The organism is Micromonospora sp. MA102 (assembly GCF_025460765.1).
GTDB classification, from domain to species: Bacteria; Actinomycetota; Actinomycetes; order Mycobacteriales; family Micromonosporaceae; genus Micromonospora; species Micromonospora halotolerans.
Map to the genome: position 1 here is coordinate 230,683 of NZ_JAMWEG010000004.1, position 13,479 is coordinate 244,161.

14 protein-coding genes are annotated in these 13,479 nt (G+C 74.9%); 6 read left to right on the top strand and 8 right to left on the bottom strand.

The window, feature by feature from the left end:
- Positions 1 to 25: 25 nt before the first annotated feature.
- The 4 genes from NFX44_RS10885 to mqnE form a co-directional block, all read right to left on the bottom strand.
- On the bottom strand, positions 26 to 511 hold the full coding sequence (locus NFX44_RS10885; protein ID WP_262283378.1) for a hypothetical protein: 486 nt from the start codon (positions 509 to 511) through the stop codon (positions 26 to 28).
- Positions 512 to 563: 52 nt separating this feature from the next.
- Positions 564 to 842 (bottom strand): DUF4229 domain-containing protein, encoded by a 279-nt coding sequence (locus tag NFX44_RS10890; protein WP_151461294.1) that lies wholly within the window; start codon positions 840 to 842, stop codon positions 564 to 566.
- Between the two features lie 85 nt (positions 843 to 927).
- Positions 928 to 1,356, bottom strand: coding sequence for a hypothetical protein (locus tag NFX44_RS10895; RefSeq protein WP_262283379.1), 429 nt, complete (start codon positions 1,354 to 1,356; stop codon positions 928 to 930).
- A gap of 10 nt (positions 1,357 to 1,366) precedes the next feature.
- The gene (mqnE, locus tag NFX44_RS10900; RefSeq protein ID WP_262283380.1) at positions 1,367 to 2,536 is read right to left on the bottom strand and encodes an aminofutalosine synthase MqnE; all 1,170 of its coding nucleotides are present in this window, start codon (positions 2,534 to 2,536) and stop codon (positions 1,367 to 1,369) included.
- Between the two features lie 239 nt (positions 2,537 to 2,775).
- Here mqnE and NFX44_RS10905 point away from each other — a divergent pair, with 239 nt between their 5' ends.
- From NFX44_RS10905 to NFX44_RS10920, 4 genes are all read left to right on the top strand, one after another.
- A complete protein-coding gene (locus NFX44_RS10905; protein ID WP_262283381.1) occupies positions 2,776 to 4,368 on the top strand; it encodes a C40 family peptidase in 1,593 nt (530 codons plus the stop codon).
- A gap of 110 nt (positions 4,369 to 4,478) precedes the next feature.
- On the top strand, positions 4,479 to 5,774 hold the full coding sequence (locus NFX44_RS10910; RefSeq protein WP_262283382.1) for a hypothetical protein: 1,296 nt from the start codon (positions 4,479 to 4,481) through the stop codon (positions 5,772 to 5,774).
- Positions 5,775 to 5,960: 186 nt separating this feature from the next.
- Positions 5,961 to 7,934 carry a DEAD/DEAH box helicase gene (locus tag NFX44_RS10915; protein WP_262283383.1) on the top strand — a complete coding sequence of 658 codons (1,974 nt, stop codon included), beginning with the start codon at positions 5,961 to 5,963 and terminating at the stop codon, positions 7,932 to 7,934.
- A 113-nt stretch (positions 7,935 to 8,047) separates the two neighbouring features.
- The gene (locus NFX44_RS10920) at positions 8,048 to 8,668 is read left to right on the top strand and encodes a putative glycolipid-binding domain-containing protein (protein WP_262283568.1); all 621 of its coding nucleotides are present in this window, start codon (positions 8,048 to 8,050) and stop codon (positions 8,666 to 8,668) included.
- A gap of 4 nt (positions 8,669 to 8,672) precedes the next feature.
- On the opposite strand, the gene NFX44_RS10925 is transcribed toward NFX44_RS10920, so the two are convergent.
- The 3 genes from NFX44_RS10925 to NFX44_RS10935 are packed head-to-tail and all read right to left on the bottom strand — an operon-like array spanning position 8,673 to position 11,122.
- Positions 8,673 to 9,764 carry a PLP-dependent cysteine synthase family protein gene (locus tag NFX44_RS10925; protein ID WP_262283384.1) on the bottom strand — a complete coding sequence of 364 codons (1,092 nt, stop codon included), beginning with the start codon at positions 9,762 to 9,764 and terminating at the stop codon, positions 8,673 to 8,675.
- Positions 9,765 to 9,774: 10 nt separating this feature from the next.
- Positions 9,775 to 10,617, bottom strand: coding sequence for an SDR family oxidoreductase (locus NFX44_RS10930; RefSeq protein ID WP_262283385.1), 843 nt, complete (start codon positions 10,615 to 10,617; stop codon positions 9,775 to 9,777).
- A gap of 46 nt (positions 10,618 to 10,663) precedes the next feature.
- The gene (locus NFX44_RS10935) at positions 10,664 to 11,122 is read right to left on the bottom strand and encodes an Lrp/AsnC family transcriptional regulator (RefSeq protein ID WP_262283386.1); all 459 of its coding nucleotides are present in this window, start codon (positions 11,120 to 11,122) and stop codon (positions 10,664 to 10,666) included.
- Between the two features lie 268 nt (positions 11,123 to 11,390).
- On the opposite strand from NFX44_RS10935, the gene NFX44_RS10940 reads away from it, so the two are divergent.
- Positions 11,391 to 11,657, top strand: coding sequence for a BldC family transcriptional regulator (locus NFX44_RS10940; protein WP_013473529.1), 267 nt, complete (start codon positions 11,391 to 11,393; stop codon positions 11,655 to 11,657).
- Positions 11,658 to 11,710: 53 nt separating this feature from the next.
- Here the strand turns inward: NFX44_RS10940 and NFX44_RS10945 are convergent, their stop codons facing one another.
- Positions 11,711 to 12,355: a UbiX family flavin prenyltransferase gene (locus NFX44_RS10945; RefSeq protein ID WP_262283387.1), complete on the bottom strand. Its 645-nt coding sequence runs from the start codon at positions 12,353 to 12,355 to the stop codon at positions 11,711 to 11,713.
- 157 nt (positions 12,356 to 12,512) lie between these two features.
- On the opposite strand from NFX44_RS10945, the gene NFX44_RS10950 reads away from it, so the two are divergent.
- Positions 12,513 to 13,472: a terpene synthase family protein gene (locus tag NFX44_RS10950; protein ID WP_262283388.1), complete on the top strand. Its 960-nt coding sequence runs from the start codon at positions 12,513 to 12,515 to the stop codon at positions 13,470 to 13,472.
- Positions 13,473 to 13,479 lie beyond the last annotated feature (7 nt).

Consider the following 13,479-nt stretch of genomic DNA (forward strand, 5'->3'; position numbering starts at 1 on the left):
GGGATCGCGCCGGGCCCGGGTCTGGTCAGACGGACGGGGCGAACGAGGCCGGCGGGGCCGTGGGCTCCTTCGCCCGGCGGCGGTTCCGGATCGCCCGCACGATGATCCACACCCAGGCCACCAGGGCGGCCACGCCGGCCAGGGCGAGCCCGGTGACCAGCAGGTAGGTCGAGCCGCCGGCGGTGGAGAAGACGCCCTTCCGGGCACCGGAGTCGAGCGCCGGGGCGGTGGCCCCCGCGGTCAGCTCGTCCGGCGCGTCGTAGAGGATCACGTCGGCGCGCTGGGCGCCGCCCTCGGTGGCGACGAAGGTCCCGTGCCACTCGCAGTTGCGCCGGCCGCATTCCTCGTTCACTGCGGTGAAGGTGCCCGGCGTTCCGCCACCGTTCTTCGCCTCCCAGGCCGGGGCGAGGTCGGTGACGCTCAACATCAGTCCGATGGCGGCGATGACCGGCAGGCCGATCCAGACGAAGACCTTGGTCCGCCACCCGTTGATCGTGTTCAGGAAACTCACGGCCGCCGACCCTAGCGGCCGGCGCCGTCTCCCGCTGCCCCGTCCCGCGAGGTCAGCTCTCGCGGCGCTCGTCGGTGCGCTCGGCCTGGTCGTCCCCGGCCAGGGCGGAGCGCAGCCGCTCCTTCTCGGCGCGGCGCCGCTCCGACGCCTCGGACATCTCACCGGCCATCTCGTCCCGCCAGCCGCGGAGCAGGAAGAACGACAGCGCGGCGGAGAACACCAGCGCCAGCATCAGCCGCAGGAACATGTTCATCTCGACGAACCAGAGGGCCGCCAGCACGCCGACGAACAGCCCGATCCGGCCCAGCGTGTACTTGACCGCCGCGCTCACCGCGACGCCCCAATTCGCGACTGCGGGGCTCGCAAACCCGGTTCGCTCCTCGCGCTCACGCCCGCACTTCCTTCTCTCTCACGCCTCAACCCGTCCGCCGGGCCAGCCAGTGCACGCCATGAAACCAGACCACCGCGTAGACCACGGTGAACACCGCCGCGGCCAGCGCGCCGGAGAACAGCGCCGGCAGCCCGGCGGCGAGGCCGGCCGCCAGCAGCCCGGCGAAGACGCCGAGCACGAGCCCGGCCAGCGCCGCGAGCACCCGGGACGCGCCGAACTCCCAGGCCCGGAAGTCGTCCCAGAACAGCCACAGCGGAAGGATCACCGCCAGCCAGCCGTTGGTCCGCCCGAACCGGCCCGCGCCCATGGTGGCGAAGGCCCACTCGAAGAGCACCAGCGCCAGCACCCCGATCACCAGCCCGGCGAGGCTCACCCCGAGCAGGTCACCCAGGGTGAGGATGCGCCCCTCGGCGTCCCGCCGGGGGAAGGTGCGCTGCTGCTCCTCGGTGCTCATCGGCGTGCGGTCAGGCCCAGACCTGCTGCGGCTCGGCGCGGCGCTCGGCCAGCGACGGGGCCGCGTCGTACTCGCGGACGATCTCGTAGCGGGTGTTCCGCTCGACCGGGCGGAAGCCCGCGTCCCAGATCAGGTTCAGCAGGTCCTCGCGGTGCATGGTGTTCGGCGTGCCGTACGAGTCGGCGTCGTGCGTGATCTTGTATTCCACGACGGAGCCGTCCAGGTCGTCGACACCGAAGTTCAGCGACAGCTGCGCCACCGAGAGGCCGTGCATCACCCAGAAGTTCTTCACGTGCGGCACGTTGTCGAAGAGCAGCCGGGAGACGGCGAACGTCTTCAGCGACTCGGCCGGTGAGGCCATCGTGGTGCGTGCCTGGATCTTGTTGCGGATCTTGCCGTCCGCCGAGTCCACGAAGTCGTGCTGGTAGCGCAGCGGGATGAAGACCGCGAAGCCGCCGGTCTCGTCCTGCAGCTCGCGCAGCCGCAGCACGTGGTCGACCCGGTGCCGGGGCTCCTCGATGTGGCCGTACAGCATCGTCGCCGGGGTCTGCATGCCCTTGCTGTGCGCCAGGGCGTGGATCCGCGACCAGTCCTCCCAGTGGCAGGCGTGGTCGACGATGTGCTGCCGGACCTCCCAGTCGAAGATCTCCGCGCCGCCACCGGTCAGCGACTCCAGGCCGGCGTCCATCAGCTCGTCGAGGATCTCGTCGGCGCTCAGGCCGCTGATCTTCTCGAACCACTGCACCTCGGTCGCGGTGAAGCACTTGAGCTTGACGTTCGGCAGCGCCGCCTTGAGCTCGCGCAGCACCTTCGGGTAGTAGCGCCAGGGCAGGGTCGGGTGCAGGCCGTTGACGATGTGCAGCTCGGTGAGCTGCTCGTCCTCCATCTCCTTGGCCTTGCGGACCGCCTCGTCGATGCGCATCGTGTAGGCGTCCTTCTCGCCCGGCTTGCGCTGGAACGAGCAGTACGCGCACGAGGCGGAGCAGACGTTCGTCAGGTTGAGGTGCCGGTTGACGTTGAACATCACCCGGTCACCGTTCATCTCGGTGCGCTTGTGGTGGGCCAGTCGCCCCAGCCAGGCGAGGTCGTCGCTCTCGTAGAGGGCGATGCCGTCCGCGCGGGTGAGCCGCTCCCCCGCGTAGACCTTCGCTTCGAGCTCGCGCTTGAGTCCGGCGTCCATCGAAAGCCACGTCCCTTCCACCTGCGGTCCCGGTCGAGCGTACGTCGCGCGCCCGACGACCCGGCGACCCGGTCAACCGCAGCGGCCGACTTCACCGGACTCCCGGCCGGCCGTCACCCTCCGCACATCGACATAGCTGCGTTGGTGAGGTAAGACAGGATGGGGCGGAACACACACCGGTACCGTCCTGGCCCAGCGCGCCCACCTCGCGCGGAAGGCACCAGATGACGGGGAGCGGAATGGTCGAGAGCACCCAGGGCCGAAACCGACGAAACCGGATTCCGGTGATCTCGCCGGTGCTGCGCCCGGCGCTCTGGTCCGCCCTGCTCGGGGCGGTCGCCGCCGCGGCGCTGGCCACCCCGGCCTGGGCCGACCCGCTGCCCGACACCGTCCCCGACACCGGCTCCCGTCCCCGGGCCGCCGGCACCCTCCAACTTCCCTCGGCGCCCGGCGCCGTCCCGGGGCTGCCCGGCACGGTGACCGGCGTGCCCGGCACGGTGACCGGCCGCCCCGGCACCACTCCGGGCCTCCCCACCGGCGTCACCAACCCCGCCGACGGCCCGTTGATCGCCCAGATCAACCAGGTCGACGCCCAGGTCGCCCAGCTCGGCGACACCCTGCTCAGCATCAAGGGCGAGCGGGACACCGCGCAGGCCGACCTGGCGCTGGCCGCCGCCCGGCTGAAGGAGGCCCAGGAAGCGCTCGTCCGGGCCCAGGAGAACGCGAAGACCGCCGCCGCCGACGCGGTCAAGGCCGACGCCGCGCTGCCGCCCGGTGAGTTCGGGGCCAGCCTGCGCGACCTGGCCAACCTCCAGCGCATCACCCGGGGCGACAAGGCCGAGGGCGCCACCACCGCCGTCACCGGCGAGCTGACCCGGGCCACCACCGCCGAACAGGTCGCCCGCCAGGCGCACGCCTCGGCCGAGCGGCGCGCGGCCGAGAAGACCGCGGAGTACACCCGGGTCGAGACCGACCTGCACAAGCAGGAAGCCACGCTGCTCAAGCTCCGCAGGGACAACGCCGCCAAGCTGCGGGAGATCGAGCGCCGCGAGGACGCCGCCGAACAGCAGATCGGCAGCTCGTACGTCGTCAACCAGAGCGTCAGCGGGCGGGTCGCCGACCCGCGGGCGCTGGCCGCGGTGCGCTACGCCCTCGCCCAGCTCGGCGACCCCTACCTCTGGGCGGCCGAGGGGCCGGACCGGTTCGACTGCTCCGGGCTGATGCTCGCCTCCTACCAGGCGGCCGGCTACCACGGCCTGCCCCGCGTCTCCCGGGACCAGTACTACGCCACCCGGTCCCGCACGGTCGACCCCAACGCGCTCCTCCCCGGTGACCTGCTCTTCTTCGCCTCGGGCAGCAGCTGGACGAGCATCCACCACGTCACCATGTACATCGGCAACGGCAAGATGGTCGAGGCGCCGCGGACCGGCGACGTCGTCAAGATCTCCGTGGTCCGTTGGTCCCGGCTCTACGCGGCCACCCGGGTGATCGGCGCGGTCCCCGCCCCGGCCACCCCGGCACCGGTCCCGACGCCGCCGACCACCCCGCCGAAGCCCAGCGCGACGCCCAAGCCGACCCGGACGCCCACGCCGAAGCCCACGACGCCCAAGCCGACGAAGACGGCCACGCCGAAGCCGACGCCGAGCACGTCCAGCCCGACGCCCACCCCGTCGACCTCGCCGAGCACCTCGCCGTCGCCCACGCCGAGCCCGTCCGACACGTCCAGCCCGTCGCCGACCAGCACCGGGAGCGCGGACCCGACCGACGGCGCCGCGGACCCGACCGGCAGCACGGCCGGGAGCACCTCGGCGAGCGCGAGCGCCACCGACTGACCCAACCGTCCGCTCCGGCTGTGCTCCCGGGCCGGAATGTGGCACGGTGAGATCCAGGCACGCCCGGCCGGCGCCACGGTCGGGGGCGAGCGTGGGCGCGGAGGGGCGAGATGGGCGAGCAGGACGTTCCGGCGAAGACGGTCCACCCCGGATCCGCGCCCGAGGCCGCCGACGACCGGCCGGCCGACCCCGCGGAGGAGCGGCCGGGCCAGGACGCCCCGGTGGCCGTCGCCCGGGCCCGGGTGAGCGTCGCCGGCGCCGCCGTGCCACCGCAGGCCGAGGAGCGGCCGAGCACACCGGCCAGCGCCACCACGTACCGGGCGGGCGGCCCGGCGGAGTCGGTCCCGGCGCTCGACCGGCGCCAGCCCGGCGCCTCCGTCCCGCCGCCGTCGACCTGGTCCGCCTTCACCGCCGCCGAACGCCCCGGGGCGCCGGCGTCCGGGCCCGCCCAGCCGCAGGCCGCGAAGACCGCCGTCCCCGCTCAGGCGCAGGCACGGGCCAGCGCGTCGGTCCCCGGGCTGACCCGGGCCTCGGCCGACGAGGTCGCCGCCGCGGTCGCCGGGACGTCCGGCAGCGCCAAGGTCTACCGGGCCGGCCCGGTCAATCCCGAACCGCCGGAGCCGGCCCAGCCGCCGGAGCCGGCCCAGCCCCCGACGCCGCCCGTGCCGGAGCCCGAGCCGGCGCCGACGCCCGTACCGGGTCCGAACCCGCCCTCCCCGGCGCCGCCCGGGCCGGCGCCGGAGCCCCCGTTCCGGCCGGCGCCCCCGGTGCCCGCACCGCCGCCGGGCCCGACCCCGCCGGGACCGGTGCCCCCGGTGCCGGGGCCGCCGGTGCCGCCGCCGGGACCGCCGGTGCCGCCGCCTCCGTCGCCACCCGGCCCGATGCCCGCGCCGCCGTTCCCGCCGCCGCCCGCCATGGCCGGCGTACCGGGGTCGACGCCGCTCGCGGGCTCCGGGGAGCCGGAGGTGCCCGCCACGCCGTGGGCCGCGGGGCCGTCCGCCGCGCCACCGCCGCCCAGCGCGCCACCGGTGGTGCCCGCCCCGGCCCTGCCGGCCTGGCCGTCGTCGACCAGAGCCACCGGGTACGGGTCCGCCGGCCACATCCCGGGGCCGGCCGCCCCGGCGAACGGCCCCGCCGGCAGCGTGTACGGCGGCGGCACCGAGGGGCCCGGCTTCGCCACGGTCTCCTTCCCGCAGGGCAACCCGCTGGAGAACTCCGGCTCGCTGACCGGGCACATCCTGGCCCAGGGCTGGACCGAGGACGCCCCGGCGACCCGGTCGAGCAACACCAGGGTGGTGATCGTCCTGGCCGGCGCGCTGGCGCTGCTGGTCGCGATCAGCCTCGTGGTGGTCTTCCTGGCCAACGACGCGCTCAGCGGGATCACCGGCGCCGCGCTGACCAGGTGATCGGGGTGAGCCCGCCCACTACGTCCTCGCGGCGCGGTGGCGGGTTCGCCACATCGCCGTACACTTGTCGAGATCACTGACCTGGCGCGCCCGTTGCGCGCCCATGGGCGATCTTGCGGGCGAATCGGCGGCGTCACGAAGCCGCGGCGGCCATCGCGAAGATGCGCCCCGCTCGAAAGGCATTTCTTGACCACGTTCGCTGCCACCGGCACGTCCCCGTCCGCCGACCCCACCGTCGACACCCCTGACTTCGCCGCCCTCGGCCTGCCCCGCCAGCTGGTCGAGGCGCTCGCCCGGCAGGGCATCACCACCCCGTTCGAGATCCAGCGGGCCACCGTGCCGGACGCCCTCGCCGGGCGTGACGTGCTCGGCCGCGGCCAGACCGGCTCGGGCAAGACCCTCGCCTTCGGCCTGCCGGTGATCGCCCGCCTCGCGGAGCGCAACCGGGCCCGGCCGCTGCACCCGCGTGCCCTGGTCCTGGTGCCGACCCGCGAGCTGGCCATGCAGGTCAACGACGCGCTGGTGCCGCTCGGCAAGGCGGTCGGCATCTTCCTGAAGACCGCCGTCGGCGGTGTCCCGTACGACCGGCAGATCGACGCGCTGCGCCGCGGCGTGGAGATCGTCGTGGCCACCCCCGGGCGGCTCGGCGACCTGATCGAGCGGGGCGTCTGCAGACTCGACGACGTCGAGATCACCGTGCTGGACGAGGCCGACCAGATGGCCGACATGGGCTTCCTGCCCGAGGTCACCAAGCTGCTGGCGAAGACGCCGGCGGACGCCCAGCGGCTGCTCTTCTCGGCCACGCTGGACAACGACGTCGACAGCCTCGTCAAGCGGTTCATGACCGACCCGGTCACCCACTCGACCGCGCCGGCGACCGCGGCCGTGTCCACCATGGACCACCACCTGCTGCTGATCCCGCCGCACGACAAGTTCGCCGTGGCGGCGTCCATCGCGGCGCGCGAGGGTCGCACGATGCTCTTCGCGCGTACCCAGCTCGGCGTCGACCGGCTGGTCGAGCAGCTCGCCGCCGTCGGCGTGCGAGCCGGCGGCCTGCACGGCGGCAAGACCCAGCGGATGCGCACCCGCACCCTGGCCGAGTTCCGCGAGGGACGGATGAACGTGCTGGTCGCCACCGACGTGGCGGCCCGCGGCATCCACGTCGACGGCGTGACGCTGGTGCTGCACGTGGACCCGCCCAAGGACCCGAAGGACTACCTGCACCGGGCGGGTCGCACCGCGCGGGCCGGTGAGTCCGGCGCGGTCGCGACGCTGGTGCTGCCGAAGCAGCGCCGGACCACGCTCGCCATGCTGGAGAAGGCGGGCGTCGAGCCGGCCGAAGCCCGGGTCCGCGCCGGTGACGAGGCGCTGGCCGAGCTGACGGGCGCCCGCGAGCCCAGCGGCGTGCCGGTCCGCGAGGAGCCGGAACCCCGCCGGGGCGGCCCGCGCCGCTTCGGCGACCGGGACGGGCGCGGCGAGCGGCGCTTCGGCGACCGGCCGACCGGCCGCGGTTTCGACCGGGGCGAGCGCCGCCACGACGACCGCCCGGCCGGCGGCCGCGGCTACGACCGGCCCACCGGCGAGCGGCGCTTCGACCGCGACGACCGGGGCTTCGGCGAGCGGCGCCAGGCGGACCGGGGCGGATTCGACCGGGACGCGCGCGGGGACCGGCGCTTCGGCGACCGCGACGAGCGCGGCTCCGGCCGGCCCTCGGGCGACCGCCCCTTCGCCGAGCGGACCGGGCGCGACGAGCACCGGCCGACCGGCGCCGGTCGCGGCTACGACCGGGACGCGCGCGGCGACCGGCGGCACGACGACCGGCCCAGCGGCGGGCGCGCCTACGGCGACCGGGCCAGCGGCGGCGGGTACGGCGACCGGGACGGCGCACGCCGCTACGGCGACCGGCCGACCGGCGGCGGTTACGGCGATCGGGACGGCGCACGGACCCACAGCGACCGGCCCACCGGCGCGCGCGGGCACGGCGACCACGGCCGCCGCTACGAGGACCGCCCGCAGGGCGAGCGTCGCTTCGGCGAGCGGGGCGAGTTCCGCCCGGCCGAGCGCCGGGGCGGCTTCCGGCCGGAGGCCCGGGGCCGGGACGACCGGCCGCGCGACGACCGGCGCGGCTTCGGCGGCCGTGCGCCGGCCCGCACCCACTGACCGGAGCCGCCACACTCACGCGAACGCCGCCGTCGAGCCACCGCTCGGCGGCGGCGTTCGCGCATCCGCTGCCGGTGTCCGCCCGCTCGCGTAACGTCCGGTTCATGCCGACCATGCCGAAGTCGCTGTTCTGGACCCGGACCGACACCGCCGGCTCGGAGCACGTGCTGCTCGACGACCGGCAGGGGCTGACCGCGCAGGGCGTGGCGCTGGCCGTCGATCCCATCCCGTACACCTGCCGCTACCAGCTCACCGTGGGCGCGGACTGGTCGACCAGCCGGCTGGAGGTCACCGCGGAGGGCGCGGGCTGGTCGCGGAGCGTACGCCTGGAACGGGGTGGGGACGGGTGGCGGGTGCGCACCGGCGAGGAGGGTGACCTGGACGCGGCGTTGCGCGCGGCCGGTCATCCGCCGGCCGGGTTGCCGGGCACCGACGACCCGGGCCGGCTGGACGCGGCGCTCGACGTCGACCTGGGCGGCTCGCCGCTGACCAACACCCTGCCGGTCCGCCGGCTCGACCTGGGTCGGGCCCCGGCCGACCAGCCGCGCACCGTGACCGTCGCGTGGGTGCTGCTGCCCGGCCTGGCGGTGCTCCCCGCCGAGCAGGTCTACAGCTCGCTCGGCCCGGGCCGGGTCCGCTACGCCAGCGGCTCCTTCACGGCCGACCTGGACGTGGACCAGGAGGGTTACGTGGTGCGCTACCCGGGGCTGGCGGAGCGGATCGACCCGCGCTGACGGCTCAGGCCGGCCAGGCGCCGGTGGCCAGGAAGCGGTCGATGGTGGCCAGGTGCGGGGCGAGGTCGAGGCCCTGCGCGGCCACCCACCCGTCGTCGTAGTAGGTGTGCGCGTAGCGGTCGCCCGGGTCGCAGATCAGGGTGACCACCGAGCCGGTCCGGCCGGCGGCCAGCAGCTCCGCGATCAGCGCGAAGGCGCCCCAGAGGTTGGTGCCGGTGGAACCGCCCACCCGGCGGCCGAGCACCGCCGAGCCGGCCCGCATGGCGGCCAGCGAGGCGGCGTCCGGCACCTGCATCATCCGGTCCACCACGCTGGGCAGGAAGGACGCCTCGACGCAGGGCCGGCCGATGCCCTCGATCCGGGAGCCCTTGTCGGTGCGGACCGACCAGTCGCCGGCCTGCCACGCCGGGTAGAACGCGGAGTTCTCCGGGTCGACCACGCAGAGCTTGGTGGGCAGCCGGCGGTAGCGGGCGTACCGGCCGATGGTCGCGCTGGTGCCGCCGGTGCCGGCGCCCACCACGATCCAGGCCGGCACGGGGTGCCGTTCCAGGGCGAGCTGCGCGTAGATCGACTCGGCGATGTTGTTGTTGCCCCGCCAGTCGGTGGCCCGCTCGGCGTAGGTGAACTGGTCCATGTAGTGCCCGCCGCTGTCCTCGGCGAGCCAGCGCGCCTCGATGACCACCTTGGCCGGGTCCCGTACCAGGTGGCAGCGGCCGCCCTGGAACTCGATCTGGGCGATCTTCTCGGGCGACGTGGTGGCCGGCATGACCGCGATGAACGGCAGCCCGAGCATCCGCGCGAAGTACGCCTCGGAGACCGCGGTCGAGCCGGAGGACGCCTCGACGACTGTGGTCTCCGGGCCGATCCACCCGTTGCAGAGCCCGTACAGGAACAGCGACCGGGCCAGCCGGTGCTTGAGCGAGCCGGTGGGGTGCACCGACTCGTCCTTGAGATAGAGGTCGATGCCCCACTCCCGGGGCAGCGGGAAGGGCAGGAGGTGGGTGTCGGCGGAGCGGTTGGCGTCCGCCTCGACCGTGGCGATGGCCTCGGTCACCCAGCTCCGGCTGGCCTCGTCACACCGGTCGAGATGAGTCACGCCGGCAACGTTACAAGCGAGGCCCGCTCGCCTCGGGACCCGCCCGGCGCGCCTGCCGGCGCTGGCCGGCCCGGCCGGCGGCCCGGACCACCGGGGTGAGGGCCAGGGCGAGCCGGGGGAAGGCGTCCAGGAGCCGCACCTGGGCGCCGCGCCAGCGCGGCAGGCTGACCACCGGCCGGGGTCGCCGGGCCAGCCGCACGGCCCGCGCGGCGACCCGCTCCGGGGTGAGCAGCGACCCGGTGAAGGACGCCAGGGCTCCCGGGTCGTCGAGCTTGTCGTGCAGCATCGGCGTCCAGATCCCGTCCGGGCAGAGGCACGACACGTGTACGCCCCGGACACCGGCCATCCGCAGGTCGGCGAGGGTGCCGAGGCTGAACGCCAGCAGGGCGTGCTTGCTGGCCGCGTAGACGGTCTCGCCGGGTGCGGCGATCAGCCCGGCCAGCGAGACGACGTTGAGCACGTGGCCGTGGCCCTGCGCCCGCATGACCGCCAGGGCCGCGTGGGTGCCGTTCATCGCACCCAGCGCGTTCACCTCGACGAGCCGGCGCCGGGTCGCCGCGTCGTGCGTCCAGGACGGCCCGGTGGCCAGGATGCCGGCGTTGTTGACCCAGAGCGCGAGCCCGCCCGGCACCCCGGCCGCCTCGGCGGCCACCGTCGCGCAGGCCGCCTCGTCGCGGACGTCGAGCGGGCGGGACCAGCCACCGAGCGGTGCCGCCGCGGTGGCCACGGCATCGGCGTCCAGATCGGTGAGCAGCACCGGCCAGCCGTCGGCGTGCAGCGCGGCGGCGATCGCCCGGCCGAGGCCGCCGGCCGCCCCGGTCACCACGGCGGCGCCCCGCCCCGGAGTCGTCATCGGCGCACGGTAGCGCCCCGGGGGCGGCCGGGACCAGAGCGAGCGGTCAGGAGGCGGCGGACTCGAGCGGCTGGGGCCGGTTCTCCCACTTCGTCGACAGGGCGATGCCGGTGCGGGTGGAGGCCACCCCGGCGGTCCGGTTCAGCCGGACGATCAGCTGTTCCAGCTCGGCGATGGTGCCCACCCGGGCCTTCAGCAGGAACGATTCGACGCCCGCCATGAAGTAGCAGGACTCGATCTCCGGGATCTGCCGGAACGCCTCCAGCACGTCGTCGGTGTCCGCGTTCGAGTCCTCCACGATGCCGATCAGCGCGGTGACGCCGAGCCCGATCGCCTCCGGCTCCACCTCGGCCCGGTACGCGCGGATGACGCCGCTCGACTCCAGCTTGCCGACCCGCTCGTGCACGGCCGGGGCGGAGAGGCCGACCTGGCGGGCCAGCTCGGCGTACGACAGGCGGGCGTTGCCCCGCAACAGCTCCACGAGGCTCAGATCGATCGCGTCCACGGAGAGTGACCCTATCCTTTCGGGCGTAACGCCCGACACCGGGCATCAGTTGAACATGACGTCACGTTGCCGTTCACAAACGTGCAGTCACGGGGGTTCTTCACCGGTAGCATTTACTAACTTCTCACTGTGTGCGTTTTTCGCGTTTGGCGGACACGCCAGGTCGCTGGTGCTGTAATTGCCATACGTCCCTCATGACGGCTCTGGGCTCGCACCGGCCGGGGGCAGTGTGTTCAGCCGGGGGCTTCGTCGACGCGAGGAGGGGGCTGTGGACACTGGAGATCGCCTGCTGACACCGGGTGAGGTCGCCGCGCTGTTTCGGGTTGACCCGAAGACCGTCACCAGATGGGCAGCGGCCGGCCGGATCGGCAGCATCCGGACTCCAGGCGGGCATCGCCGGTTTCGGGAATCCGAGGTGCGGGCCCTGCTTGAGGGGGAGGGCATGCTGGACGAGGCGGAGGACATGGGCAAGGCACGGAACATGGGTCCGACCGCCTCGACCGGCCCAGGGCCGGCGAACGCCGGAATGTACTGAGGCGACGCCGATCGGGGCGCGGTCCGGCTCGGTCCGCGTCCCGATCCGCGCCGTCAGGCCGGGTCCACGTCCCGGCGAGCGGCGGCCAGCTCACCGGACCAGCGGCGGAACAGCGTGTGCGGCACGCCGAGCGCGTCCAGCACCTTCCCGGCCACGAAGTCGACCAGTTGCTGTGCGGAGGCCGCCGCCCCCGCGCCGTAGAAGCCGGGGCTCGCCGGCAGGACCACCGCGCCGGCGTCGTGCAGCGCGATGAGGTGCTCCAGGTGACTGCGGGTCACCGGCGTCTCCCGGGGGACCACCACCACGGGCCGCCGCTCCTTGAGGTTCACCTCGGCGGCACGCTGCAACAGGTCCTTGGACAGCCCGATGGCGATGCCGGCGCAGGCCGCCGTGCTGGCCGGGACGACCGCCATGCCGCGTACCCGGTAGGAGCCGCTGCTCGGGCCGGCGGCCAGGTCACCGGCCGGCCAGTGCCGTAGGTCCGCGTCGGCGAGATCGCGGCCCAGCCAGGCGGCCAGGTCCTCGGCCCAGTGCCCGTCGCGGAACGCCCGGCCGGTCTCGTCGAGGATGGTCAGCCGGGCGGCCCGGGAGACGATGAGGTCCACCGCCTGGCCGGCGTCGAGCAGGCCGCGGACGACCGCGGCCGCGTACGGCGTGCCGGAGGCGCCGGAGACGCCGACCACCCATGGTTCGCGCATGCCGTCCAGACTGCCTGGTCGACCCGGAGGCCGGGCGCCCACCCCGGCGGTGTGTCCCGCTTGTCCGCCACCAGCGGCGTTGTCCGGCGGGTCGGCGGGCCTGCCGGGAACGTGGGATTCTTCCCTGGGCGATCCACGTCCATGGAAGGGACCGGTGATGACGGCGGCGGTGCTGCGGGCGTTGCGGTCCGACTGTCCGATCGCGCCCCGGCTCTCCCCGCACGCCGACGCGGTGCAGGAGTGGCTGGTCGGCCAGCTCGACCGGCTCGGCCTGCCGCTGGATCCGGCCATGCGGGAGCGGCTGGCCCGGGCGGGCTTCGCGCGCTACGCCGGCCGCCTCTACCCGGAGGCCAGCGAGCCCGACCTGCGGGCACTGGCCGCCCTGTTCACGTGGTTCTTCCTGGTGGACGACGCCTGCGAAGGGCCGGACCGGCTCGCTCCGGCGCAGATCCGGGCGCTGCGCGACGGGGCGCTTGCCCTGCTCCGGGAGGGTCCGCGGGCCCGCCATCCCGGCTTCTCCGGCCCGCTGCGCCGGCTGCTGGTCCAGGCGTGGCGGGAGCCGCGGCGCCGGATGCCGGCCCGTTGGCGGCTGCGCTTCGCCGACGCCGTGGCCGACCACCTCGACGGCGCCTGGCGGGAGGCGGTCGCCACCGTCGCCGGTCGGCCGCCGGGCGTCGACGAGTACGTGGAGCTGCGCCGGGCCACCTCGGCGGCGTACGTGTCGTACCCCTTGATCGAGTTCGCCGCCGGGCGGCCGCTGCCGGACGCGGTCTACCACCATCCCGCGCTGCGCCGGCTCGCCGACCTCGCCAACGACCTGCTGTCCTGGTACAACGACCTGGCCTCGCTGGAGCGCGACCGGGCCGGCGCCGGGGGTCACAACCTGGTGCTGGCGGTGGCCGCCGAGCGGGGCGTGCCGGTGCCGGCCGCGGTGGACGTGGTCGCCGCGCGCTGGCGCGCGGAGATGGCCCGCTTCGTGGCGCTGCGCGCCGCGGTGCCGTCGTTCGGGCCGGCGCTGGACGAGGCGGTCACCGCCCACCTCGACGGGCTGGCCAACGCGGTCCGCGGCACGATCGACTGGACGATGGAGAGCGCCCGCTACCCGGTGGCCGGGTGACGCCCGG

Excerpts from the sequence above, each read along its gene's own strand:
- NFX44_RS10905 (WP_262283381.1), top strand. The coding sequence starts at position 2,776 with ATGGTCGAGAGCACCCAGGGCCGAAACCGACGAAACCGGATTCCGGTG.
- NFX44_RS10930 (WP_262283385.1), bottom strand. The coding sequence starts at position 10,617 with ATGACGACTCCGGGGCGGGGCGCCGCCGTGGTGACCGGGGCGGCCGGC.
- NFX44_RS10945 (WP_262283387.1), bottom strand. The coding sequence starts at position 12,355 with ATGCGCGAACCATGGGTGGTCGGCGTCTCCGGCGCCTCCGGCACGCCG.
- NFX44_RS10950 (WP_262283388.1), top strand. The coding sequence starts at position 12,513 with ATGACGGCGGCGGTGCTGCGGGCGTTGCGGTCCGACTGTCCGATCGCG.
- NFX44_RS10920 (WP_262283568.1), top strand. The coding sequence starts at position 8,048 with ATGCCGAAGTCGCTGTTCTGGACCCGGACCGACACCGCCGGCTCGGAG.
- NFX44_RS10910 (WP_262283382.1), top strand. The coding sequence starts at position 4,479 with ATGGGCGAGCAGGACGTTCCGGCGAAGACGGTCCACCCCGGATCCGCG.
- mqnE (WP_262283380.1), bottom strand. The coding sequence starts at position 2,536 with ATGGACGCCGGACTCAAGCGCGAGCTCGAAGCGAAGGTCTACGCGGGG.
- NFX44_RS10895 (WP_262283379.1), bottom strand. The coding sequence starts at position 1,356 with ATGAGCACCGAGGAGCAGCAGCGCACCTTCCCCCGGCGGGACGCCGAG.